Source organism: Pseudomaricurvus sp. ABR4_320 (genome assembly GCF_056159445.1).
Genome location: NZ_JBSWVF010000010.1, coordinates 104,378 through 128,595 on the forward strand (window position 1 = coordinate 104,378; position 24,218 = coordinate 128,595).

Consider the following 24,218-nt stretch of genomic DNA (forward strand, 5'->3'; position numbering starts at 1 on the left):
AATGGAGAGTCCATCTGCCATGACGGTTGACGCAAAAGTTGTACTCGAGCGATGCGCGACGCTCGCCTCTATCTCGGAAATGGAGCTGGGTATTTTGCGCCAGTACCTTACGAATGAGCACAAGCTATGCAATCAGCAGGTGGCCGTTTGGATGCGGGAAGCAGGCATGACCACATGGCAGGATGCTGTTGGAAATCAGTGGGGAAGGCTCGCGTCTTCGCAACCTGATGCTCCGAGGCTCATTTTGGGGTCACACCTTGATACGGTTCCCAATGCTGGCGCTTACGATGGCATTCTGGGAGTGTTGCTCGCCGTTCAGGCGGCTGCAAAGCTGAACCAGAACCAGAAAACGCTTCCTTTTCACTTAGACGTTGTGGGCTTTGCTGACGAAGAGGGAACCCGCTTTCCAACGACCTTGATCGGTTCGCGTGCGCTGGCGGGGAATTTTGAGGAGCACTGGCTGCAATTGCGGGATAAATCGGGTATTTCAATGTCCGAAGCCATGGTTGATTTTGGGCTTGAGCCGCAGCGGTTCTCCGAAGCGAGTTTGCAGAATGAAAATCCGTTGGCGTACTGGGAAGTCCATATTGAGCAAGGGCCGGTCTTGGAAGCGCAAGGCTTACCGGTTGGAGTGGTGACCGGTATCGCTGGCGCGCGGCGTTTTCATGCGAGCTTCACTGGGCAGGCGGGGCATGCTGGCACCACTCCGATGGAATTGCGTAAAGATGCTCTGACGGCGGCCTCTGAATTTGTGTTGATGGTTGAGAAGTTGGCCCGCGCAACCGAAGGAGAGTGTGTCGCAACAGTGGGCAATTTGCAGGTTCGCCCAGGCGCAGAAAATGTGATTGCGGGCTATGCCAGCGTTACCTTAGATGTTCGTTCACAAGACGATGCCAAGCGAGATGCGTTAGTTGATCAGATTGTAATGGCGGGTGAGGGAATCGCGCTAGCCAGGGATGTTGCCGTCGGGTGGGAGTGGCGTCACGCTGCACCTGCAGTTCATTGCTGCGAACACATTCAGGGGCTCTTCGCGAAAGCCATAGAGCAGCTTGATGTACCCGTGTTACATCTGCCGTCCGGCGCCGGACACGATGCTATGGCTTTGGCTGGGTTAACAGAGATCGGCATGTTGTTTATTCGAAGTCCCGGCGGAATCAGTCACCATCCTAAAGAGGATGTGCTGGACGGCGATGTCGCATTGGCATTGCAAGTACTTTGCGATGCATTATTAGCCCAGTCGGCCATTTTGATGGACGAGCCTGCGGCATCTTCCTGAAACGCACGCGATTAACATGGGCTATCAGCATAGATTTCGATTAAGCAGTCACGCTGTTATTAGTAATCATCAAGGGCAGGTGTTGCTGCTGAAGGCGACCTATGGCGAATGTGCGTGGGGGCTTCCCGGTGGCGGTCTGGAGCCGGGGGAGACTGTTCATCAGGCTCTTTTGAGGGAGTGCCGGGAAGAGTTGGGCGTCTCATTAACAATTCGTTATCTCAGTGGTGTGTACTACCACGCCCAACATGAATCGCAGACATTTATTTTTCGTTGCGACGCTATTGATGTCAGCGACATACAGCTCTCAAAAGAGCATAGCGACTGGCGATGGTTTGACCCTTTGGCATTACGGGAACATCATCAAGTTCGCATCAAAGATTGTTTGGAATTTGACGGTTCTGTACGGAGTCGGGCTTTTTGAGGGATAAATTCCGAAGGGCTGACGTCTATAGGGGGCACACAGTTGCCATGAGAGGAAAACTGATCGTGCGAGTATTGATTCTAAGTGTTGTATGCCTTGTCCTAGCGGCCTGCGCCTCATCCGCTCAACAGCCAGAGGCTTTGCAGGAAGAGTTTCTAGCGCTGGATGCCGATAAGGATTTGATGCTGTCTTACCAGGAATTCGGTGAATCTAAAATGGCTCGTAAAGCCTATGATGTGTTGAGTACATTTTCCCTAATGGATGTAAACGCCAACGGTTTTCTTGAGCAACAGGAATTTGTTGCCGGCCCACCTGCATCCAGCCAAGAATATCTCTGCTGTTAGTTAGCCACGTCCTTGATCTTCTATATGCGGCTTCAATGTCGTTAATTGAAGAGACAACTTTGCGTTTATCTGGCCGTTTTTAGTGTTGTTTTGCGCGCCAATTTCAAATTTGTGACACATGTCGCTTTTTTCACTTTCGATTTTGTCGGTCTCCTTAAAGGAAGCTAATATTATCATTAACTTGGATGTTGGTTGATTTTGGTGCAAATAACGAGACGTAGCCGACACAATGAATGCCTTATGGGGCGCAATCGCGACCCAATATTCAGCGCGACTGGCTAACAGTAGCTGTGGGATGGGTTGTTCGAACGGGCTCTTTGGACAGTCGTCGAGAAGATTTTAGGAATAAGTGAGCCCTTGAGGGCAGTTTACTGCCCTATTTTTTTATTCATTTCCTGTCATGCCATCATGAAGCCAATGGCTTTCGTTGTGAGGTAAATCGTCGCGACGTTCGTCCCCATCAGCAGCCAGGCTGCTAAGTGAAAGAACAGTCTTTTCCCTCTGATCAACCATCGTTTGATTCTGCTGACATCTTCCGGAACTTCAGGCAATGGTTCTGCAAAAAGTGCTATGGCCACCAGAAGCGATAGCCACCAAAGTAATAGGGCGATGCAGCCGAGTTGCGCGTCGGAAGAAATGGCCGACGTGCCGGACAAGAATACGTAAGCGGTCATCACTGCCGTGACGATCAATCCCGCAATGAGCCATGCCGTAACTGGTCGTAGGCGTTTTGCTATGCGATGCAAGGTTTTCGAGGAAAATCTCAGCATCGCCTATCATATCCCCGCGGCAAAAGTATCGCATGCATCTGGATCGCCACTCTCAAAGCCGACTTTAAACCAGTGGTGACGTTGTTCCGATGTTCCATGCGTAAAACTCTCCGGCACGACATAACCTCTGGATTGTTTTTGTAAGCGATCATCACCGATGGCTTCCGCGGCGTTGAGGGCTTCGTCCAGATCGCCTGCTTCTATGAGCCCTCTGTCGCGATCTGCTTTATTTCCCCAGACGCCAGCATAGCAGTCTGCTTGCAGCTCAAGTCGAACGGACATTTGATTCGCTTCAGACTCGCTTTGGCTTTGACGAGCTTGGTGAACCTTGTTGGATGTGCCGAGGAGATTTTGGACGTGATGACCAATCTCGTGAGCAATAACATAGGCTTGAGCAAAGTCGCCTGGCGCACCGTGTTGTTGTCGCAGCGCTTCGTAGAAGGAGAGATCGATATACACTTTTTGGTCGGGTGGACAATAGAAGGGGCCCACCGCGGCCTGTTGAAGTCCGCAGGCCGATTGTACCGCACCGCTAAACAGCACCAATGTTGGTTCCCGGTATTGCATTCCCTGTTGTTGAAACAGGTTGGTCCAGGTTTCCTCTGTGTCAGCAAGCACAACGGAGACAAAGTCAGCCAGTTGGTCTTCCTCAGGATTGGCTGGCTGTTGGTCGCTTTGAGGTGAAATTGAGCTGGTCCCGCTTAGCAGAGCAGGTAGGTTGATGATGCCTAGAAAATGAGCAATAACGGCAAGGACGCCAACGACGATCAGCGTTTTCAGGCTGCGGCCTCTGAGTAACAATGGCAGCAAACGCAGCAGTAGACCTCCGCCTGCTCCGGATGCAGCTATGGGTGAGCTGCCTCGTCGATCTTCAACATTGCTGCTGCGACGTCCGCTTTTCCAGCGCATTCTGTTTATCCTTTAACGTGAAACGAGTTGCTATTAGAGTGGTGTTTGGTTTTGTCTGCAAGTTATACCCACGGAGGAAGAATGATTGAGTTCAGTTATGAAGAGCGGGAAGCCATCGCCGCTCGTCTGCAGGCTTGGTGCCGGGATGAGCTGTCAGTAGATATTGGGCTGTTCGATGCCGGCTTTTTGTTGGATTTTTTTACGCGTGAAGTGGCGCCAGCCTACTACAATAAAGCGCTTGAAGACGCCCGCACTCTGATGGAAACAAAGCTAGAAAGTCTAACCGATAGCTTTTACGAGCTGGAAGTCGACGTTACCGTTCGTTAATGGGCGTTTGCCAGTTGCCGCGCGCACTGTCGATGATCGGCTTGTAATTTTTCCAGATCAATATGGGGTATGTCTCCATCAATCAGGGTCCAGTCGCCGTTAACCATAACTCGGTCAGCTTTGTTCGTACCGCATAACAGCAGCGCGGCCAATGGGTCGTGACTGCCACTAAATTGTATTTCATCAAGTTTGAATAGGGCTAGGTCAGCCTGCTGTCCGATATCAATGGTGCCGACGTCGGCGCGCCCGAGTACTGCCGCGCCGCCTCGAGTCGCCCAGCGTAAAATATCCAAGTGGCTGATGGCCGATGAACCGTATCTCAGTCGTTGCAGTAGGAGCGCCTGACGCATTTCGAGCGCGAGGTTAGAGCCGTCGTTAGAGGCAGAGCCGTCAACACCGATGCCTATAGGGCTGCCTGCGGCTTCGAGGTCTTTGGTCAGGCAAATACCTGACGCGAGGACCATGTTCGATGAAGGGCAGTGGCAAATGCCGACTCCCGCCTGGCCAAGTCGCAATATTTCTTCGGCATTGAAATGAATGCCGTGGGCAAGCCAAGTGTGTGATCCGAGCCAGCCCACAGATTCGAGGTAATCCACTGTTCGCAAGCCAAACATTTTCTCACAAAAAGCTTCTTCATCCTGCGTTTCCGCGAGATGGGTATGCAGACGCACTTTTTGCTTCGCTGCCAGTTCTGCCGTGGCCTGCATGAGTTCCCGTGTAACCGAAAAGGGGGAGCAGGGGGCCAGGGCAATTTGCACCATAGCACCACGGCCGGACTGGTGGTACGACTGAATTAAGCGTTCGGAGTCATCCAGGATGTGCGTTTCAGATTGCACTACCGCTTGGGGGGGCAGTCCTCCGCTGTCTGTACCAAGACTCATTGATCCGCGAGTCAGAACGGCGCGAAGTCCGATCTTTTTGACAGCGGCAACCTGCAGGTCGATGGCGTCTTCCAGTCCATCGGGAAACAAGTAGTGATGGTCTGCGGCCAGTGTGCAGCCGGAGCGCATTAACTCCGCTAGGGCGAGTTCTGACGCTGTGCTTACCATCTGGCGCGTCAATCCTGCCCAAACGGGATAAAGTGACTGTAACCAGGCGAAGAGTTCTTTATTCAATGCCGCTGGTAAGGCTCGAGTCAGGGTTTGGTAAAAGTGATGGTGGCAATTGATCAGTCCGGGAAGAAGCACATGCTCACGGGCATCGAAGGTTTGGTCGTAAGGGTGTGATGGTTCCGCTTTTGCTGGCACCAACTCGACGATTCGGCCATTCTCGGTCACGATACCATTTCCAGCGTCCTTTTCAGACAGTACGGCGAGAGGGTGTTTTATCCAGAGGGTGTGCATAGCCAAACCTGTGTTCGTCGAAAGCGGTGTGATCGATGACCGTGAGACTTAATCGTTGCCGTAGACCTTACCAGCAATTGCTGACAGCGTCCCCCAATTTCCAGTCTCAGTCGCTGACTTCTTAGAACTTTTTAAAAAACCTGACTTTATGGTCAGTTCGGAGGTGGGAGAGGTCTTAGGAATTTAAAGGCGTCTAACGTTCAATTGTGGAGGATTGAGTGCGCCTATATTGTGCAATGTGTTCATAGGTGTTCGTCATTGATGCATAATTTTTGGCGATAAATCGTGGCTTTTTGAGCGCGTCCTGGAAATTTTGGAAAAAATGAAGGGCTCCATGCCAGAGCTTGTTAAATTCGTAAGATAACGCGTTGTGGCAAATATATTGCTAATTGATTTTAAAGGTTGACCATATGGACAGGTTATTGTGGTGTGAGGTTGGGGCGGAGAACTCTGGCACGGCTAATTGGAATTGTGTGTTATGAAAAAGTTTTCGTCGTCGTTGGATCTCACGCAGCTGCCTAAGCATTGGGCCGAAGCTGCGGCCTGGTGTGAGGGGGTTGGGCAAGATTATGTCTTGGTCACGGTTCTGGATGTCCACGGATCCGTTCCCAGAGAGGCCGGTACAAAGATGTTGGTTACTGAGGTCGCGAGTACTGCCACCATTGGTGGTGGTCATCTGGAGTTTCAGGCCATTCAAAAAGCCCGAGCCATGCTGGAAAACTCTGCGGGTCGCGAAGACGCTCTGGAGATCGAAGACTATCCCCTTGGGGCGAGGTTGGGGCAGTGTTGTGGCGGCAGAGTCAAATTGTTGTTTGAAGCCTTTCGACCGGCAAAAGTTGAATTATTACTTTTCGGCGCAGGTCACGTTGCTCGTGCTTTAGTGACCATTCTTGCAGAGCTGCCCGTGCGTGTGCACTGGGTCGATTCGAGAGAGGCAGAGTTCCCCTCTGAGTTGCCGGCGAATGTTACAGCGTGGATCACGGATGACCCGGTGGAGATGCTGGAAAAAAAGTCGACGGCATCCATGGTGCTCATTATGACCCACAATCATCGTCTCGATTTTGAGTTGGTGCAAACGTTGTTGGAAATGGATTTTCAAGGACATCTTGGGGTCATCGGTTCTGAATCGAAAGCGAATCGCTTTCGCAAGCGGTTGCAGCATCGGGGCTTTGAGGATGCTCTCATTACGCGGATGCAGTGTCCTACGGGCTCTCCTCACATTCGCGGCAAGCGACCTATGGAAGTTGCCGTATCCATTTCCGCGGATGTTATCGATTTCTATCAGCGGCAGTTGGCTGTTCGTGAAGGTGCGGATGCTGGAGCACAAAATTCTCATGGTTCTGTGACGCTGCTGCGAACGAGCCATCACGCAAAGGAAAGGTCCTGATGACTCTTGATGAGTTTAATGCGCTGAATGAAGAACAGCGTTGTGAACAGCTGCAGCAATGCTGTGCCGCTCCTGATTGGATTAGGCGTCTCGCTGCGGCGCCACCTTTTGCTGGTATGGCAGGGCTGCTGGCAGAGTCTGACGCCATCTGGCGAGATATCGATGAGGCTAATCTTTTAGAAGCGTTCAGTGCCCATCCCCAGATTGGCAATGTGGAGACGTTGAGAGAAAAGTACGCTGCCACCAAAGCGCTGGCGTCGGGAGAGCAGTCCGCCGTTAACGAGGCCGATGAACATATATTGCAGGATTTGGCTGAAAAGAATGCTGCATATCTTGAAAAGTTTGGATTCATTTTTATTGTTTGTGCCACGGGAAAAACTGCGGAACAGATGCTGAGCTTACTGGTGGAAAGATTGCCAAACCGGCGAGAGGAAGAGCTTCTTATCGCCGCAGAAGAGCAGCGTAAAATTACCAATATACGATTACATAAATTGCTGAATAGCAGGGGGCAACCATGAGCAGCCTATCCGTGCATGTCCTCGATACGGCGTTGGGACTTCCCGGCGCAGGAATGTCGTTGGCGTTATTCCGTCTGGAAAACGGAAAATGGGAGAAGCTGGCGTCTGGCGTGACCAATGATGATGGTCGAGCTCCAGAACTGATCGGACCTGACGTTTCGTTGTACTCAGCGACCTATCGTATCCATTTTGATGTCCAGGCGTATCAGGAAGCTCGCGGGGCGCCAGTTTTTTATCCTTGGGCAGATATCGTTTTCAATATTGCTGAGGCGGATGCTCACTATCACATTCCACTGTTGTTGAGTCCGTTTGGGTACTCAACCTACAGAGGTAGTTGATTTCTATTATGCCTCGTTCGTTATTTCGATCTCGTATTCTGCATTTTCTGGCAGATCCATCCGTCAGTGAATCTGCCTGGGAGTTTTTCGAAGATGGCCTGCTCGTGGTTGAGGATGGTTATGTTCAGCAGGTGGGTGAATATGATCAACTGCAATCCATTGTTACTTCTGACGATGTTATCGAGCATTTTCCGGAGCATTTAATTATTCCTGGGTTTGTGGATACCCACGTTCACTATCCACAAACGGAAATGATTGCTGCATATGGCGAGCAGCTGTTGAGCTGGTTAAATAACTATACATTTCCTGTTGAACAGAAGTTTTCTGATTCTGGGCACAGTGAACGCATCGCAAATTTTTTCCTATCTGAATTGCTGCGCAATGGTACGACGACCGCACTCGTGTTTTGCACAGTTCACCCGGCTTCAGTTGATGCGTTTTTTCGCGCGGCGCAACAGCGCAATCTGAGAATGATTGCCGGTAAAGTGCTTATGGATCGCAATGCGCCGCCGGGTTTGTGTGACTGTGTTCAGCAGAGCTACGATGAATCGACAACCCTTATTGGTAGGTGGCACAAGACTGACCGCTTGAGTTACGCCGTGACACCTCGATTCGCCGCGACCAGCAGTCGCGAGCAATTGGATATTGCCGGTAGCCTTTTGCGCGAGCATTCCGACGTTTATATGCATACCCATATTGCAGAGAATCGAGACGAAGTTGCCTGGGTTAAAACGTTGTTTCCTGACAGCGCCGGTTATCTGGATGTATACGACCGCAGTGGCTTACTGAATCGCCGCAGTGTTTTGGCGCATGGCATTCACCTCAGTGATCAGGAGTGGTCAAGGTTGGGTGAGAGTGGCAGTTCAATCGCTCACTGCCCAACGTCAAATCTGTTTCTTGGTTCTGGACTGTTCAACTTGCAGAAGGCTCGCAGTTGCGGTGTTTCTGTCGGACTTGGAACGGATGTTGGTGCGGGAACCAGCTTTTCCTTACTGCGTACCTTGGATGAAGCCTACAAGGTTCAGCAGTTGCAAGGTGTACGCTTGGATCCTTTCAGTGCGTTGTATCTGGCTACGCTGGGTGGCGCTAAGGCGTTGGACCTGGATGACCAGATTGGAAACTTCCTGCCGGGCAAAGAGGCGGATTTTTCTGTGTTGGATTTGCAGGCAACGCCGTTAATGGCAATGCGGACAGGCTACTGTCAGTCGTTGGAAGAATTACTGTTTGTTATAAATACCCTGGGTGACGACCGAGCCGTGGCGCGGACTTACATAATGGGGGAGTGTGGTTACCAGAGGGGAGCAGCGGAATGAGTGCGTATGTCATCGACTGGCTGAATTTATTATTGCGCTGGCTGCACTTGATAACCGGTATCGCCTGGATTGGTTCGTCGTTCTATTTTGTCTGGCTGGACAACTCGCTGGAAAAACCATCTAAAGAGAATGACGCGCGAGGTATTGGCGGGCAGTTGTCATCCATTCATGCCGGAGGTTTTTACGAAGTTGCCAAATATAAATTGGCGCCTTCGGTCATGCCTGAGCACTTACACTGGTTCAAGTGGGAAGCCTATTCAACGTGGATAACCGGGTTCTTTCTACTTACGCTGATGTTTTATGTCGGCGCTCAGTCCTATCTGATTGATCCGAATAAAATTGCCCTGTCTGTTCCCGTCGCCATTGGAATCAGTCTGGGAACATTGATCGGTGGCTGGATCGTTTACGACCTATTGTGTAAAAGTCCTTTGGCATCTTATCCCTGGATTCTGGCAATACTGTTACTTTGCTTTGTGGCTGCGGTGGCTTGGGGGCTGGGGCAGGTGTTCAGCGATCGTGCGGCTTATTTACACGTCGGTGCGTTGATTGGGACCTGCATGGCGGCGAATGTGTTTCGGGTTATTATGCCCGGCCAGAGAGCTATGGTGGCGTCTGTTGAGCGTGGAGAGATTCCCGATGCCAAGTATGCTCAAGCCAGTAAATTGCGGTCTGTTCACAATAATTACCTGACGCTGCCCATTCTCTTTTTGATGATAAGCAACCACTATCCGATGACCTATGGTCACGAACATGCGTGGTTGGTGTTAATGGCCATATTGCTGATTGCAGCCTGGGCTCGCCATTTTTTCAACTTGCGTCATAAGGGAATCGTTAAGCCGCACATTTTGGTGACGTCGGCGATAGCGCTGGCGGTTTTGGCCTGGTGTATCGCTCCTCCAAGTATGAGATCCACGGCGACCGGGGAGTCTCAGGTTACCCAAGAGCAAGCGTTCAACATCGTGACTGAACGCTGTTCATCATGTCATAGCTCTAAGCCGACCGACGATGTTTTTACGATTGCTCCTAGTGGTGTGGTGTTTGATTCGATCGAACAAATGAATCAGTGGGCGCCGCGTATTTTGGCTCGGTCTGTGACTGCGACCGATATGCCGTTTATGAACAAGACTCAGATGACCGACGAGGAAAGGGCAATACTTGGACAGTATCTCCAGTCCCTCAATGATCCGTCTTAGGGTGCAGGCCGACAGTTAGAACAGGCGACCGAAGTCGACGGTCCAGAAACGATGGAGAAGAAGATCCGCGTTTTCAACGACATCTCCGCCCATGTCTTCGAAGTCTGCGTTCATCATGTTGACGCAGTGCCCTGGGCTGTCAAGCCATCCGTTGACGGCATCGTCGGCGGTGCTGTTTGTGCCAGCGTAGATATTTTCACCGAGATTACGGTAGTTGATGTAGCCCGCGGCGGTCGCTCTGGTGACTAAGTTGCTGCCATCGGAGCCCTCGTGGGAGAAAAAGTCGTTGGTGGCCATGTCGGCGGAGTGGGTTCTGGCGGCATCGGCTAACTGGCAGTCCCAGCGCAGATCGCCAACGGCCGGGAGCATCTCTCCGCCACAGGAACGGGATTCAGCGCGTGCGAAATTGTGAAGTTCCAGCAGGGCTTTTTGACGGGTGTCGAGAGTACAGCTGCCGACGATAGTAAAGATATTGGCGAGCACCCACCCATTATTAATACCGTTGGTGGTCGCAGAGGAAGTATCACCTTCGAAACGATATAGGGTTTTACCGTTGTAGGTAATGTGGGTCGCGCCGGTACTGTCAGAAACACCCGCCAGACGGATATAGCCGGAGGCTGTTCCATCGTAAAGGGTGAGAGGCACGCGGCCACTCATGCAGCTTGTGTCGCATGAGCTGTTTATATCTTCGCGAACATACAGGGCGTAACCGGAAAAATCATCTGACGTGGCGATAACGAGTCGGTCATCTTTGGTGGAGACTTCGTCGCCTTCTTCTACGGGATCCGGGGTAGGATCAGGATCCACCGAAGGTGTGTCCGTAAAGTCTTCGTTGGTTTCGGTAGTGTCCGTTGGTGTTGAATCAGAGCCGGACCCGGACCCGCCACAGCTGGTCAAGATGAGTGCAAGGCTTAGGTAGGCGGCAAAATGTTTCATAGTCGGTCTTTTATTTGTGTCGTGTTTGGCAAAGGTACTGTGAAAAGAATCTTAGCGGAAGTTGAAAATACACGCCGATGACGTGTTCTCACTTCTGCGCAGTATTTCTTCGTTTGAGGTGCCACAAAGAGAGCAAACGGTTTCGCAAAATGAAGAGGGTATCCGCCGCGCCAGCCGTTCGGGTATGAATTGTGCTGGAATCCCTCCAGTGGCGTTCCCATGAGGGGCTTCGATAGATGTATCTGCTTGCAGAAAAGAGACTTAGGTCGAAACAGGAGAGCTGACAATGGCTGCCGATGGGCGCACCGATAACGAACTGATTTACACCTTGGATGATAAGCCTCCGTTTCTGGAGTCCTCTTTTGCAGCGGTGCAGCATGTGTTGGCGAGCTTTGTCGGCATCATCACGCCAACGCTGGTTATTGGCGGTATTTTGGGGCTCGGAGAACATATTCCCTATCTAATCAGTATGGCGCTGGTGGTTTCTGGTGTCGGCACCTTTATTCAGGCTCGTCGACCCTTGACGATCGGCGCGGGTATGATTTGTGTTCAGGGAACCAGTTTTGCGTTTCTCTCGGCGATTCTAGCGGCAGGCTATATTGCCAAGAGCCGCGGTGGTAGCACTGAAGACATGCTGGCGTTGATCTTTAGTGTGTGTTTTTTTGGCGCCTTCGTGGAGATTATTCTCAGTCAGTTCGTGCATAAATTATCCCGTATTGTCACGCCTATTGTGACGGGTATCGTGATCACCATTATTGGGATCAGTCTTATCAAAGTCGGCATGACCGATCTCGCTGGGGGAAGTAATGCAGAGGATTTTGGTTCGCTATCCAATTTGACATTGGGTGTGGTGGTGCTGATTTCCATCATTCTATTTAATCGCATGCAAAATCAGTGGGTGCGACTTTCGGCAATTGTGTTGGGGTTGTTGGTCGGCTGCTGCCTGGCTTTAGTGATGGGGAAATACGATTTTAATCTTATAGAGCTGCCGGTTTTTAGTGTGCCAGTCCCATTTGCTTTCGGTTTCAGTTTTGATTGGGGCGCTTTTATCCCCATTGCTTTGATTTATGTGATAACGGCCATTGAAACGACCGGAGATTTAACAGCAAACTGCCTGATTTCCCAGCAGCCGATCAGTGGGCCCTCCTATTTGCAGCGTATGCGGGGCGGGATTTTAGCAGATGGATTTAACTCGGCGTTGGCTGCGGTTTTCAATACGTTTCCGAATACAACGTTTAGTCAGAACAATGGCGTTATTCAACTGACAGGAACGGCCAGTCGTCATGTCGGCCTGTACATTGCGGCAATTCTTTTTATTCTCGGGATGTTTCCGATCATCGGCGGTATTCTGCAAACCATTCCCAAGCCGGTGCTCGGTGGTGCTACCTTGGTGATGTTTGGTACGGTGACTGCCGCGGGTGTAAAAATCCTGGCGACTCTTGAAATGAACCGCCGCAACATGTTGATTATGGCTGTTTCTTTCGGCGTCGGCTTGGGTATTTCCATGGTGCCAGATGTTCTTCAGCACACGCCAACTCTAATTCAAAACGTCATTGGGTCGGCGGTCACAACTGGGGGCATAACGGCCATTATTCTCAATCTGGTCATGCCTGAAGACACCCATCTAAGTCGTGAAAAAAAGCTTGAGGGGACGGAGTTAAACGCCCACTCATAGCTTTCTTGTCATCGAGCGCTAGAGCAGCGCTTCAATGCGATCCATTAACGATGTCATACGTCTCATGACGGGGGCGTAGGCATCGGCTCTCGTCATGTCCAACCCTGCTTCATTAACAAGGATGTCGTGAGGTAGCGCAGAGCCGCCGGCACTTAAAACGCGAATAAAGGCATCTTTAACGGCTTCATCTCCGTTTAGAAATTGTTCCGCAAACCAAGCTGCACCAGATATGGATGTTGCATACTGAAAGACGTAAAAGTCGTAATAAAAATGAGGGATATAAGCCCACTCTACGCCATAGCGGTCATCAATCGTAAGCACACCTTCGGCATCGCCATGATACTGGCGTAGCAGTTTGAGGTAAGTCTCGTTGAGAATAGACCCGGTTAATGGTTTGCCCGATTCCGCCAGTTCGTGAATTTGTGCTTCGAACTCACCAAACATGGTTTGCCGGAACAGCGTGCCGCGAATGCTTTCCAATGCCTGACCGAGGTAGAAAAGTTTCTCTTCGCGGCTTTTGGCGTTTGCGATCATGTACTCTTCCAACAAAATTTCGTTGATGGTCGAGGCCATTTCGGCGATGAAGGTCGAGTAGTCCGCCGTTACGAACGGTTGCGCCTCATTCGCGAGAAGGCTGTGTACGGCATGGCCCCATTCGTGAGCGAAGGTCGATAAGGCGTTGTAATCGTCATTGTGGTTCAGCAGAACATAGGGATGTACGTCATAAGCTGAGCCATTCATATAGGCGCCGGATGTTTTTCCGGGTTGTGGATGGCTGTGCACCCATTGTTGGGAGAAGCCCTGTTCGAGTAACGACAGGTAGCGATCCCCAAATGGCGCGAGCGCTTTTTCTGTAATTTCCTCACTTCTCTGCAGATCAAACACCCCTGTGTCGGCTTCTACCAACGGAGGGTAGATGTCGTAGTACTTGAGTTCATCAATGCCGAGCATTCTCGCACGCAGATTCAGGTATCGATGAAACACCGGTAGCGATGCATGAACCTGTCTCACCAATTGTTCAAAAACCGCTGCAGGCAGTCCATCTTCAAAGAGGTTTTGTTCTAGAACAGAGGCGTAATTGCGGGCTCTTGCGGTGAAAATATTGGCTTGGACTTCTGCGCTTAAGGTTGCTCCCATGCCGTCAGCGTACTGCTGCCAGGTATCCCAGAAGGTATCAAATACCAAGTGCCTATCCTCGCGGTTGCTACTGCTGCGATAGCGGCTGTAGCCGGCTTGGTTTAGCTCGACCTCTTCACCGTCGCTCAGAGTTACCTTGGGCCAGGGAATGTCTGCGTTGGCGTACTTTTCATAGATCTGACCTGGGCTACCCAGGACGAGAGCACTTTTGCTGAGTAAAGCTTCCCCGTCGTGATCCAGGGTGTGTGGTGCCATTCGTAGGATATCTTGCAGGGGAAATTGATAGGTCGCCAATTTGGGTTGAGCTTTAATATAGGCGCTCACCTGATCGGCTCCAATATCGATAATTTCTGCACTTAACCAGGCCGTGGCTTCATCGAGCTTGGCGACCAGTTGACGGGCGTCTTCAAAGCGAGCTTGAGTGTCTGGCTGCCGTTGATCCTCGTCTTGCTGAAGGCTTGCATAGCTGTACAGTCGATACGCCGTCTTCTGGATGTCGGAAATTTGGTCCAGCCCGGCCAAAAGAGAATCCGCGTCTTTTCCGAGAGTGCCTTGAAGCTCTGGGAGTTTCGCAATGTCTTTGAGGCTATCCTGTCTTTGTTGATCCCAGGCGTCGACGCTTGGGTAGAGATCTTTGAGATCCCAGTAGCGCTTTTCGGTTTCGGCGATGCTCTTGATTGGTGCGATAAGTAGGCAAAAAAGGGCGAGTTTTGTGATGAATGCATTTAAATGAGTCACTTTCGTTCTTTCCTTGCGATGGCTCACATGACTATTGGAATGAACAAGCCTACCTTAGTGGCAAAAAATCTACACTATGAGTCTCTGTCATTGGGTTTTGGCATAAATGTCGAAGCTGGAATTAAAAATGCTTAAATTTGTCCGCTGAGACAGCTTTTCGGTCGTAGCCTCAAGATAGAGAGACGTTGTTCTGCGGATTTTTAGATCTTGGGGTAGTTGATGTTAGAGCGGGAAAGTCACATCCAGGTAATTGATTTAACTGCATTTAAAAGGAAAGTAAAAAAAGCTTTTCTGCTGGGTGTGTTACTTGCAGTCATCGAATTGTAGTATTCAATAAGGCATTGCCTTTATTTTGACTTTTGAGTCAGAAAATCGTACACAGTTTAACGACTGAGTGCTGCACAATTTTTCGAGCGTCAGTTGTCGCACCATGGAGGTAATTCCCCGTGATCGGAGCGTTTTACCAAGAGGTTTTTTCAGAAGGCTATAGCAGGTATGTCCAATTTTTCTTCGACATCGTTGGATGACGCTTCGAACGATGAGCAGGGAACCGAGAAAAAGGCCGGACGTATTCGCCAACAGAATACGCAAGCCATTTTAGACGCTGCAGAACAAGAGTTTGCAGCACATGGATTTCGTGGTACCAGCATGCAGGCGATTGCTGATCGTGCCGAATTGCCCAAGGCGAACCTTCATTATTATTACCGCAGCAAGTCGAATCTTTATCGCGCGGTGTTGGAGAGGATTGTTGACCACTGGAACGCTGGGTTGGCTGACATCTCCGAAGAGGATGATCCTGCGCCTGTGTTAGAGGCATTTATTCGCTCTAAGGTGGTTCTGTCGTTCCGGGAGCCAGACCGCTGTCGATTGTTCACGTCCGAAGTGATCGCCGGAGCGCCGTATTTGGCCGATTATATGAGTGGTCATATGCGTAGCTTTTTTCGCGAACGTGTCAGAGTTTTACAAGCCTGGATCGATCAGGGGCGCATGGCAAAAGTCGATCCTGCGCATTTGATCTTTATGATTTGGGCTTCTTCTCAATACTACAGCGAATCCGAGGCAGAAATTTTGACGCTGCTGAATCGCAAGGAATACGAAGAGGATGATATTGAGGCGGTTTCTCGATCGTTGATATCGATCATTCTGCGAGGGTGTGGCTTAGTACCAAGCTTTGAGCGTTTCGCCGGCAATTAATGCCGGCGTGCTACGCCAAGCGGGCAGCGATGTAAACGCAGCGTTTTGCTGCCAATACCTCGCTGTCTCACGGTGATCAGCCTGTTGATCAGATCATTAAAATATCGACACCAACCCGATCAATGATTTTTTCTACGGTGTTGCCCCGAATAATGCCTTGAATACCACTGCGTCGGTTACTGGAAATCAGTAACAGGTTGGCTCCGGTTTCTTCAATAGCCGCAGGGATAATTTCTTGCGGATCGCCGTTTTTTACCAGGATTTTATCGTTATCGATTCGTGCTATAGCGGCGAGGCGTCCCCGGTCTGGGAATTCCATCGAGTTGTTGTACGCATTGATCAGGTGTAAATCCGCGTTGAAAAGCTCGACCAAGCGCGACGCCGTATTGAGAATGGCTTGGTTTTTCTCTTCATACTCTGGTGATTGCGCTTTAATCGCCGCCAGCAGCCGCAAGTCGGTAAGCTCATCTCGGGGGATGTCCCGCGCGATGTAGATCGGTTTTTGTGACTGGCGTAGCAACTTCCAATTGTCATCACTCAGAACGTGGTTCTGTCCCTTGCTGTAAAAAGAAATCGTTGTGAGATCTGTCTCTTTGGTTTCTTCGAGATACAACAGGGTTTCCGCCCATTCTTTAGACCAGGATACCAGGATCGAAAACTCCACGCCCAGCTCATGGCAGGGGGTGATGATTTTATCCATGATCCAGTCTTGCTCCACGGTCAGAGAGGTAAGTTCTTCTCGGTTGCGGGTCTGTTCAGTCACCAGCAGCAGGAATGTCATTTTCATTTTGAGATCACCGCTGATGAGCCTTGCCATCATCAACGCGCGATCAAGGGAGGGTTGGCTGGCCTGGGTGGGGTCGATAACAACGAGTTGGTGATTGCTGCTTTGCATGTTGCGGCTCCTGGTGACCGAAAAGTGTCAGTGCCAAATACCTCTAGGCGTTCCGTGTTCAATGATCAGTCTACTTGAATATTCACTGTGCAAATGGGTTTTTCGCGTCAATTTTGATCGCGGTCAAGAGACTTGTGGCGTCAATTTCCGTCTGTGAGTGCTGGGTGGGGCGACGTGACTGCCTGTTCAGTTTGAATAATCGTTAAGGAGTGAAAAAAAAGATGAACTCTGGGAGAGGCAAGGGGCTGCTGCTCTCTAAGTTTTATAAAAATTCAGATGGCTCTCCGGAGCTGTGGTTGTGCTCAGCGTGTTATTGGTCATGACCAGTATTGGTTTGTGGCAGACCCGGCAAAAACTGCTTGACCAGTCTTCCCCGTTGGTGACGGGGTTGTCGACTATACCGCGCTCGCAAATGAGTGATCCGGGCGATGCCACGTCGTTTCGCGACACCATGTCTGCGATGGAGCGTCAGATGGATTCCTTTATGCAGACGGTGGGCAGTGGGGAGGATTTGTTTGGTCAATCCCGTTTACAGCCAAAAATTCAGGTCGAAGACGATAACGAGAAATATCTGATTGATGTACAGGTGCCAGACGGCCAGAAAATTGAGCTGAATACCGAGCTACATGACAAGTCTTTGGTCATCAATGGTCGGCTGGAAGATCATCAGGAAGATGACGCCCAGGGCCGGCAATCCTACATCTCCAGAAGCAGTGAGTTTTCCCGTTCGATCTACCTGCCGGATATGGGAGAACAGGATAAAGTTGTCATCGATAACACGGAGCATGGTGTCGAAATCACCGTGCCGAAAGCCCTCGGTTGACGCTTAACTCTTAGGGCCGGACTTTTCGGTTACGGGGAGTCCGGCATCCTTCCACGCTTTAAAGCCCCCATCAAAATGGCAGACGTTCGTCATTCCCATGTCGACCAGGCTCGCCACAGCCAGGCTCGAACGCCAGGATGATTGGCAGTAGAGAATAAAGCGTCGATCCTCCCCAAACACCTCCTTGTAATAGGGGCTCTGCGGGTCCACCCAGAATTCGAGCATACCTCTGGGGGCGTGTAAGGCGTTTGGAATCTGCCCCTCCCGTTGAAGTTCGCGAATATCGCGGATGTCCACGAATTGCGTGTTCGTGTCGTTCAGGGCTGCGTTAGCCTCTTCCAGAGTCAGAGTTTGAATCCGCGCGCGAGCTTCGTGCATCAGTTGCTGGATGCCTTTTGTAATCGCCATTCAGGGGATCTCTTCTAAACAGTTTAAGGGATAGATTCGTTGTCTTTATTCCGGCCGGGCACTGGGCTACGGGCGGGCATACATCTCTTGCGAGAGACTACCCCAGATGAGGGCCCATGACACTTGTCATTTCGTCGGCTTTGGCAAGGGTGGTAGTATGACAGGTGTCAGGACCGTAATGACAGCATAGTGTCAAATTCAGGTCATGATAAAAATCTCTTTTATTACATATGGTTATAACATTATGGGTAATCCAATACTCAGGGAAAAACTGGAAAAAGGCGAATTCTTCTACGCGCCGGGCGTTCAGGATATGGTCACTGCGGCAATCGCTCGCAAAGCCAAACTCGACGTTGTATATGGTTCTGGATACTGGTTCTCAGCATCGGCTTACGGCTTGCCAGACGCGGGTTTAGTGACCTTCACCCAGATGGTTGATCGCATGGCGACGCTGGTTCGCTGTAGCGATGCGGCTGTCATGGCCGACGCCGATACTGGTTTTGGCGGTCTGTTGAATGTTCATCACACCATCCGCGGTTACGAAGAAGCGGGTGTTTCCGCTATTCAGATTGAAGACCAGGAGTTCCCTAAGAAGTGTGGTCACACACCGTACAAGCGGGTGATTCCGAAAGAAGATATGGTCGAGAAGATCAAAGTTGCTGTGAAAGCCCGTCGCGATGAAAATATGCTGATCATCGCACGCACGGACGCCCGTCAGACCGAAGGTTTAGACGGCGCCATTGACCGTGTAAAAGCTTACCAGGACGCGGGTGCGGATATTCTCTTTGTCGAGGCGCTGACGACCGATGAGGAGATGAAAATCGCCTGCGATCAGGTCAAAGGTCCTATGATGGCGAATATGGCCAATGGCGGTTTGACCCCGATGCGCACGGCAAAACAAATGCAGGAATTGGGCTACAGCCTGGCGGTATTCCCATCTCTGCCAAGCCTGGTTTCCGCCAAGGCCATTGAGATGGCGTTTGAGCAAATGAAACTGCAAGATGGCAGCCCTGAGCCAGAAGGTGTGCCGCTCTTTAACTTTAAAGAGTTCTGCTCACTGATTGGTTTCGAAGAGGTCTGGGCTCTGGAAAAAGAGTGGGGCGAAGGTAAGTAAGCTGCTCTCGCTCACCAAATCTCAGGCCCTGGGGCCTGCGATATCATCTTTCCCGCAGGTAAAAACTCTCTTGCCTTGGGTGATTCCTCAATCACTGTTCTTCGCCCCCTGAGCTTGCGTATCCTACCGTTATCTTCGTATATCTGGGGGTTCCATGTTTCTTCGCAGCGCCACACTTGGGGTGTGTCTCGTTTTCTCTTCGTTGGTCAATGCTCAAACACGCGTGTTTAACGCAGAGTGGCTTTTTGACGGCGATACCGTTATCCAAAATGCCCGATTAATTACATCGGCAGATGTTCTGCAAACGGTTGGCGAGCAAAGCCAGGTGGCTATGCCGAAAAGCGTGGATGAGGTTTACGATGTTCCCTTCCTGATGCCGGGCATCATTGCGGGCCACAGCCATGTCGGTATGGTCCAGGGTATGGATTTTGGCGGCCACAACTATACCGCCGACGTCGTGCAGCGCGATTTGCAGCAGTTTCTTCACTACGGTATCACCAGCGTCAATGCGCTGGGGCTGAATCGGCCCATTTTCTATGAGCTGCGTAAGTCCTTGCGCGGGCTTGAACACAAGGGGGCCGATTTGTACGGTGCTGGTCCCGGCGTGGGTGCGGTAGATGGTTTGCCGCCGGCTCAGGGAATGAATCTGCAGGGGACGCAGGTTGATCGCCCCCAGACGCCAGACGCTGCGCGCGAACAGGTTCGGGCCATGGCTGCAGCGGGTGTCGACATGGTTAAAGTCTGGGTCGATAGCAATGGCGGTCAGTTTCCCAAAATGCCGGTCGAGGTGTTCACGGCGGCGATCGATGAAGCGCACCGTCACGGATTAAAAGCGGCGGCGCACATTCACGATCTTGAGGATGCCAAAGCGGTTGTTGCGGCTGGAGTCGATGTTGTCGCCCATGGCGTTAGAGACCAGCCTGTGGATCAGGCGTTTATTCAGGCATTGGTGGAAAACCAGGTTTGGTATGTGCCAACCATCAATATCGATGAAGCCAACTATCTGTACGCTGAAAACCCAGATTGGCAGTTTGCGCCTTTTTTTGCGGCGGGAATCAGCCCTGAATTGGGGCGAGCGATGATGGACTCCAGTTGGGTGGAATCGGCGCTGGCGAAGAAGACAAAAGCCGGGCAGGCGGTGGCCACCAACGTGGCAAACCTACAGAAAATTCATCGTGCTGGTGTGAACATTGGGTTTGGAACGGATTCTGGAGCGACGCCGGTCCGGGTTCCTGGCATTGCCGAACATCTGGAGTTGGTACAGATGGTTGCCGCCGGAATGACGCCGCAAGAAGTCTTGCACAGTGCGACGGCGGGGAATGCAGACATGTTGGGCCTGAAAGATCAGGGGCGCTTACAGGCCGGGATGAAGGCCAATTTTCTGATATTGCGTGAAGACCCAACCAAAGACATCCGCAACACGCGAACACTGACGACGGTCTGGCACTATGGTAAGCCGGTAGTGCAGATCAACGACGAAGAGAGCTGACCATTGTGCGTCTTTACCCCAGTCGGAGGAAAAGGTATAACCGCATCACGATAACAATACCTTTTTGCCCATGGAACAGACACGCGAATACGCCACGGCCGCGAACTACTACCTAACGCAGTTTTACCAACTGGCGAAAGATCGTGGTTTGGATGCCGACGGCATGCTGCAGCGTCTGGGAATCAATAAGGCCATACTGGACGCTCCGCAGATGCGTGTCGATACAACGCGCCTCGCTCTGGTCGTGCAGTACATCTGGGATCAGCTGCAGGATGAAGGGCTGGCCGTCTCCTATGCGCCGATTCCCAGAGGCAGTTTCAATATGATGGGCAAACTGGCCATTCACGAGCCAACGTTGGGGCGAGCATTAAAGGTCGCCGGTCGTTTTTACGGGATGGTCACGCGTGCCTACCACATCGAAATTAACAATACCGCAGGAATTACAGAGCTGAGATTTGTCGAGCCGGGAGAAACCCGCGACAAACACCATCTCTTTGCGGAAATTACACTGATGGCGTGGCATCGATTTAGCTCATGGTTGATTGCAGAAAACCTGCCGCTGAAAGACGTATTTTTTAATTTTCCAGTACCGCCACAAGTCGCCGAATACAGTTATTTGTTTCCCGGACGGCACAATTTTGAGGCCGGTTTTTTAGGGTTTACGTTTCCCAGCCGATATCTGGACGAGAGCATCGTTCAAAATGCCGCTTCACTCAGAAACTTTATGCGTCGCTGCCCGGCGGATTTGTTTCGGCAACCGCAAGTGGATTTCAGTCTTTCTAGCGAAGTGCTATTGATCTTAAAGCGCCGTATCGCTGAAGGTTTACCTTCCATTGAAGACACGGCCAATCAGTTGAATCTGACCAAGCGCTCACTCATTCGCAAGCTGAAGGACGAGGGCACGTCTTACCAAAAGCTCAAGGATTTGGTGCGGCGGGATCGTGCGGTTTGGCTGTTGTCGACTCATTCACTGTCGGTGGGGGAGGTGGCTGAAAAAGTCGGATTTTCCGATTCGGCCGTATTTTCCAGGGCCTTCAAAAGCTGGACGGGAATCTCCCCTCGCTCGTTTCGGGGGGATCCTCACGCCAAAGACATCTCCAAGACCGGTTAATATCCCTTGTAATACTGGCGCCTGCGCCGAAAGTGAGTGCTTACTACTATGCGAAAATGGCATAACTGGTAACTTTTGCATAATTTTTCGTCACTTTTAGCCATTCCTTCGTTTCTCTATCTCACCTAATGTCCGCATCAGCGTGCCGTTGATCGCAATAGGTCATTTACAGAGCGCGCCTAGGATAACCAATAACAGTGATAATAATCGGAGTTACCATGGACCGTCAGTGTCATCCTCAGCGCCTGCGTGCGCGTTTCAAACACGTTTATCTGCCGTCTATTATTGGAATTCTCGCTTCATCAAGTGGTGTTTCTGTTCAGGCTCAGGGAATCGAGGAGGTTGTTGTTACCGCTCAAAAGCGTCAGGAAAGCAGCCAGGATGTTGGTGCAGCTATTACCGCGTTGAGTGGCGATAGTCTTTTAAAAACAGATGTAAATAATATTTCCGATCTCCAGAATATGGCGCCTAGTTTACAAATCGGTGAAAGCTTCGGCTTTGCGCAGATTATGGTGCGTGGCATAGGTACAGATAACCCCTTCGCCGGCGGAGATCCCTCGGTTGCCATGCACATTGATGGGGTGGTTACAGGGCAATCATCGGCCCAGTTTGGGTCGCTGTTCGATATCGAACGGGTTGAAGTTCTGCGCGGGCCTCAGGGAACACTCTACGGCCGTAATGCAACCGGCGGATCGATCAACGTTATCACTCAACAGCCGACGGAAGAGTTGTCAGGATACAGTCGATTTACGGCTGGAAATTACAATCTCATGAAGTTTGAAGGCGCGGTCAGTGGTCCGGTAACGGAAGAGCTGTTGGGTCGACTGGCAATTCGCAAAATCGACCGGGATGGTTACGGTGAAAACATCGCCACAGGTGATGATATTGATGATGCCGATCAGTTTTCCTATCGTGGGCAGTTGAAGTGGCTGATTAACGATTCGATGGACATTCGCTTCGCCGCCGAACATCATGAAGAAGACGATACCAATTATATTCCGAAGTTTCGTGCGGCATCCTACGATCCGGCACCCGTACCTGCGTTGGAGCCTCAGCCAACCACAGGTACGAGAGCTTCCGATCCGCGAGACATCAACTCCAATGTCGATTTGCAAAATGAGCGCGAGCAGAACTCGTACAGCGTCGAATTTAATTGGGGTATCAATGACGTCTTTTCTTTGACATCCCTTTCTAACTACCAGACGTTCGAAAAAATTCCTCAAGCAGATTACGATATGACGGAAGAGGATTTCTACGTCTGGTCAGAGAGTTTCGAGACGGACCAAATCAGCCAGGAGTTGCGCTTAAATTTCGATAGCGACACCATGAGAGGTTTAGTCGGGTTGTATTACTACAACGAAGAAATCGATTCCAACAATCGTTTGGACTTGGCGCTCGATCCAGGGCCACCGCGTTGTACCGTCAACGACAATGTGTCGAATTCTGTCCTGGGCGCACCGCTGGAGGATCTTTGTTTTGACTTCTCCGGCACCGCAGAAGCTGAAGCTTATGCGATTTTTACCAACCTGACCTTCGATTTGACGGATGTGCTAAGCCTCACTGTTGGTGGTCGATACAGCTATGAAAAACGCGAAGGTGACACAACTCGCTGGATTGCTCCGGGGCTGGTTGATGCGCTGACCTATCAAGATGAGAAGAGCTTTAATGAGTTCTCGCCGAGTATACGACTGGAATGGGCAGCTCTTCCCGACGTGCTTATCTATGGCAGTTATTCCGAAGGCTTCAAAAGCGGTATTTTTCTCTCAGGGCAAACATCGCCGGTGTTGGAGCCTGAAATTATCGATGCCTACGAGGTGGGTCTGAAGGGAATGTTCTTCGACAATACCCTGCAATTTAATACGGCTGCCTTCTACTACGATTATACCGATCTGCAGCAGGGGCGCAGTGTGCCCACCGGCACCAGTGGTTTTACATTGATCTATGAAAATGCCGCCGAAGCCGAAATTACCGGTATGGAGATGGAGTTTACCTGGCTGCCATTCGAACATCTGCAACTCAACGGCTCCGCGACCTGGCTCGATGCAGAATTTGGTGATTACGTCACGACGGATCCATTTGATACGGTTTATCAACAGCTGGGCCTTATTGATGCTGACGTGGATCTCACCCAAAACCTCTCGGGTAATCGCATGGTACAGTCACCGGAGTGGGCGTGGAGTTTGGGGGCGACGGTCAGCGTCGGTCTGCCCGGAACGGATTGGCTTGCAGACGCCAGCGTCCTTGCATCCTACAAGGGCGAGGTCTTTTTCTCACAATTCAATCACGAGGCCTTGAGTCAGGAGTCGGTGACAACCATCGATGCGAATGTCATGCTCAGTTCACCTGATGATGCCTGGACAGTTAATTTCTGGGGGAAAAACCTGACGGATGAAGAAATCTACGTCGGAACCTTTATTCTCAACAGCTCGAGAACCAATGCTGGGTTTTTGGCGCCGCCTAGAACCTTTGGAGCTACTGTTGCGTACAATTTCTAGAGTTTTAACGATACGAATTTTTTAAATTATCTGGTGTTTCTTTAGCCCTCTTCGGAGGGCTTTT

Annotated in this window: 23 protein-coding genes; 16 read left to right on the plus strand and 7 right to left on the minus strand. The window is 50.9% G+C overall.

Annotated features, from left to right (window positions below):
• The first annotated feature begins 1 nt into the window (after position 1).
• From ACXAFR_RS19015 to ACXAFR_RS19025, 3 genes are all read left to right on the plus strand, one after another.
• Complete coding sequence (locus ACXAFR_RS19015) at positions 2 to 1,276, plus strand: allantoate amidohydrolase (protein ID WP_475179667.1); 1,275 nt, start codon at positions 2 to 4, stop codon at positions 1,274 to 1,276.
• Between the two features lie 16 nt (positions 1,277 to 1,292).
• Entirely contained in the window at positions 1,293 to 1,697 is a 405-nt protein-coding gene (locus tag ACXAFR_RS19020; RefSeq protein WP_475179670.1) for an NUDIX hydrolase, read from the plus strand.
• 65 nt (positions 1,698 to 1,762) lie between these two features.
• The gene (locus ACXAFR_RS19025; protein ID WP_475179672.1) at positions 1,763 to 2,041 is read left to right on the plus strand and encodes an EF-hand domain-containing protein; all 279 of its coding nucleotides are present in this window, start codon (positions 1,763 to 1,765) and stop codon (positions 2,039 to 2,041) included.
• Positions 2,042 to 2,439: 398 nt separating this feature from the next.
• On the opposite strand, the gene ACXAFR_RS19030 is transcribed toward ACXAFR_RS19025, so the two are convergent.
• Together ACXAFR_RS19030 and ypfJ are read right to left on the minus strand one after the other, a co-directional pair.
• Positions 2,440 to 2,811, minus strand: coding sequence for a hypothetical protein (locus ACXAFR_RS19030; protein WP_475179675.1), 372 nt, complete (start codon positions 2,809 to 2,811; stop codon positions 2,440 to 2,442).
• A 6-nt stretch (positions 2,812 to 2,817) separates the two neighbouring features.
• On the minus strand, positions 2,818 to 3,720 hold the full coding sequence (ypfJ, locus tag ACXAFR_RS19035; RefSeq protein ID WP_475179678.1) for a KPN_02809 family neutral zinc metallopeptidase: 903 nt from the start codon (positions 3,718 to 3,720) through the stop codon (positions 2,818 to 2,820).
• An 81-nt stretch (positions 3,721 to 3,801) separates the two neighbouring features.
• On the opposite strand from ypfJ, the gene ACXAFR_RS19040 reads away from it, so the two are divergent.
• Complete coding sequence (locus ACXAFR_RS19040; protein WP_475179681.1) at positions 3,802 to 4,047, plus strand: DUF2164 domain-containing protein; 246 nt, start codon at positions 3,802 to 3,804, stop codon at positions 4,045 to 4,047.
• Here ACXAFR_RS19040 and ACXAFR_RS19045 read toward each other — a convergent pair.
• Complete coding sequence (locus ACXAFR_RS19045) at positions 4,044 to 5,390, minus strand: 8-oxoguanine deaminase (protein WP_475179684.1); 1,347 nt, start codon at positions 5,388 to 5,390, stop codon at positions 4,044 to 4,046. The two genes, ACXAFR_RS19040 and ACXAFR_RS19045, sit on opposite strands and share 4 nt — an antisense overlap.
• A gap of 478 nt (positions 5,391 to 5,868) precedes the next feature.
• Between ACXAFR_RS19045 and xdhC the strand changes: the two genes are divergently transcribed.
• Genes xdhC through ACXAFR_RS19070 form a run of 5 tightly spaced genes read left to right on the plus strand, consistent with a single transcriptional unit; the run spans position 5,869 to position 10,139 of the window.
• Positions 5,869 to 6,777: a xanthine dehydrogenase accessory protein XdhC gene (gene xdhC / locus ACXAFR_RS19050; RefSeq protein ID WP_475179688.1), complete on the plus strand. Its 909-nt coding sequence runs from the start codon at positions 5,869 to 5,871 to the stop codon at positions 6,775 to 6,777.
• The gene (gene uraD, locus ACXAFR_RS19055) at positions 6,777 to 7,295 is read left to right on the plus strand and encodes a 2-oxo-4-hydroxy-4-carboxy-5-ureidoimidazoline decarboxylase (RefSeq protein WP_475179691.1); all 519 of its coding nucleotides are present in this window, start codon (positions 6,777 to 6,779) and stop codon (positions 7,293 to 7,295) included. The genes xdhC and uraD overlap by 1 nt, the downstream gene beginning before the upstream one ends.
• Positions 7,292 to 7,633: a hydroxyisourate hydrolase gene (uraH, locus tag ACXAFR_RS19060; RefSeq protein ID WP_475179692.1), complete on the plus strand. Its 342-nt coding sequence runs from the start codon at positions 7,292 to 7,294 to the stop codon at positions 7,631 to 7,633. The genes uraD and uraH overlap by 4 nt, the downstream gene beginning before the upstream one ends.
• Positions 7,634 to 7,641: 8 nt before the next feature.
• Entirely contained in the window at positions 7,642 to 8,946 is a 1,305-nt protein-coding gene (gene guaD, locus ACXAFR_RS19065; RefSeq protein ID WP_475179695.1) for a guanine deaminase, read from the plus strand.
• Positions 8,943 to 10,139 (plus strand): urate hydroxylase PuuD, encoded by a 1,197-nt coding sequence (locus ACXAFR_RS19070; protein ID WP_475179699.1) that lies wholly within the window; start codon positions 8,943 to 8,945, stop codon positions 10,137 to 10,139. Before guaD ends, ACXAFR_RS19070 begins: the two co-directional genes overlap by 4 nt.
• Positions 10,140 to 10,154: 15 nt before the next feature.
• Here ACXAFR_RS19070 and ACXAFR_RS19075 read toward each other — a convergent pair whose 3' ends face one another.
• Entirely contained in the window at positions 10,155 to 11,075 is a 921-nt protein-coding gene (locus ACXAFR_RS19075; protein WP_475179702.1) for a CAP domain-containing protein, read from the minus strand.
• A gap of 286 nt (positions 11,076 to 11,361) precedes the next feature.
• Between ACXAFR_RS19075 and ACXAFR_RS19080 the strand changes: the two genes are divergently transcribed.
• Positions 11,362 to 12,750, plus strand: a complete 1,389-nt coding sequence (locus ACXAFR_RS19080) for a uracil-xanthine permease family protein (RefSeq protein ID WP_475179705.1) — start codon at positions 11,362 to 11,364, stop codon at positions 12,748 to 12,750.
• An 18-nt stretch (positions 12,751 to 12,768) separates the two neighbouring features.
• Here the strand turns inward: ACXAFR_RS19080 and pepF are convergent, their stop codons facing one another.
• Positions 12,769 to 14,625 (minus strand): oligoendopeptidase F, encoded by a 1,857-nt coding sequence (gene pepF, locus ACXAFR_RS19085; protein WP_475179707.1) that lies wholly within the window; start codon positions 14,623 to 14,625, stop codon positions 12,769 to 12,771.
• Between the two features lie 495 nt (positions 14,626 to 15,120).
• Between pepF and ACXAFR_RS19090 the strand changes: the two genes are divergently transcribed.
• Positions 15,121 to 15,819 carry a TetR family transcriptional regulator C-terminal domain-containing protein gene (locus tag ACXAFR_RS19090; protein ID WP_475179710.1) on the plus strand — a complete coding sequence of 233 codons (699 nt, stop codon included), beginning with the start codon at positions 15,121 to 15,123 and terminating at the stop codon, positions 15,817 to 15,819.
• Positions 15,820 to 15,907: 88 nt separating this feature from the next.
• On the opposite strand, the gene ACXAFR_RS19095 is transcribed toward ACXAFR_RS19090, so the two are convergent.
• Positions 15,908 to 16,714 carry a universal stress protein gene (locus ACXAFR_RS19095; protein WP_475179712.1) on the minus strand — a complete coding sequence of 269 codons (807 nt, stop codon included), beginning with the start codon at positions 16,712 to 16,714 and terminating at the stop codon, positions 15,908 to 15,910.
• A 298-nt stretch (positions 16,715 to 17,012) separates the two neighbouring features.
• Between ACXAFR_RS19095 and ACXAFR_RS19100 the strand changes: the two genes are divergently transcribed.
• On the plus strand, positions 17,013 to 17,537 hold the full coding sequence (locus ACXAFR_RS19100) for an Hsp20/alpha crystallin family protein (protein ID WP_475179713.1): 525 nt from the start codon (positions 17,013 to 17,015) through the stop codon (positions 17,535 to 17,537).
• Between the two features lie 3 nt (positions 17,538 to 17,540).
• On the opposite strand, the gene ACXAFR_RS19105 is transcribed toward ACXAFR_RS19100, so the two are convergent.
• The gene (locus tag ACXAFR_RS19105) at positions 17,541 to 17,945 is read right to left on the minus strand and encodes a rhodanese-like domain-containing protein (protein ID WP_475179716.1); all 405 of its coding nucleotides are present in this window, start codon (positions 17,943 to 17,945) and stop codon (positions 17,541 to 17,543) included.
• 244 nt (positions 17,946 to 18,189) lie between these two features.
• Here ACXAFR_RS19105 and ACXAFR_RS19110 point away from each other — a divergent pair, with 244 nt between their 5' ends.
• From ACXAFR_RS19110 to ACXAFR_RS19125, 4 genes are all read left to right on the plus strand, one after another.
• Complete coding sequence (locus tag ACXAFR_RS19110) at positions 18,190 to 19,059, plus strand: isocitrate lyase/PEP mutase family protein (protein WP_475179720.1); 870 nt, start codon at positions 18,190 to 18,192, stop codon at positions 19,057 to 19,059.
• A 154-nt stretch (positions 19,060 to 19,213) separates the two neighbouring features.
• The gene (locus tag ACXAFR_RS19115) at positions 19,214 to 20,548 is read left to right on the plus strand and encodes an amidohydrolase family protein (RefSeq protein WP_475179723.1); all 1,335 of its coding nucleotides are present in this window, start codon (positions 19,214 to 19,216) and stop codon (positions 20,546 to 20,548) included.
• A 70-nt stretch (positions 20,549 to 20,618) separates the two neighbouring features.
• Complete coding sequence (locus ACXAFR_RS19120) at positions 20,619 to 21,659, plus strand: AraC family transcriptional regulator (protein WP_475179725.1); 1,041 nt, start codon at positions 20,619 to 20,621, stop codon at positions 21,657 to 21,659.
• 218 nt (positions 21,660 to 21,877) lie between these two features.
• Positions 21,878 to 24,154 (plus strand): TonB-dependent receptor, encoded by a 2,277-nt coding sequence (locus ACXAFR_RS19125; RefSeq protein ID WP_475179728.1) that lies wholly within the window; start codon positions 21,878 to 21,880, stop codon positions 24,152 to 24,154.
• Positions 24,155 to 24,218: the final 64 nt, after the last annotated feature.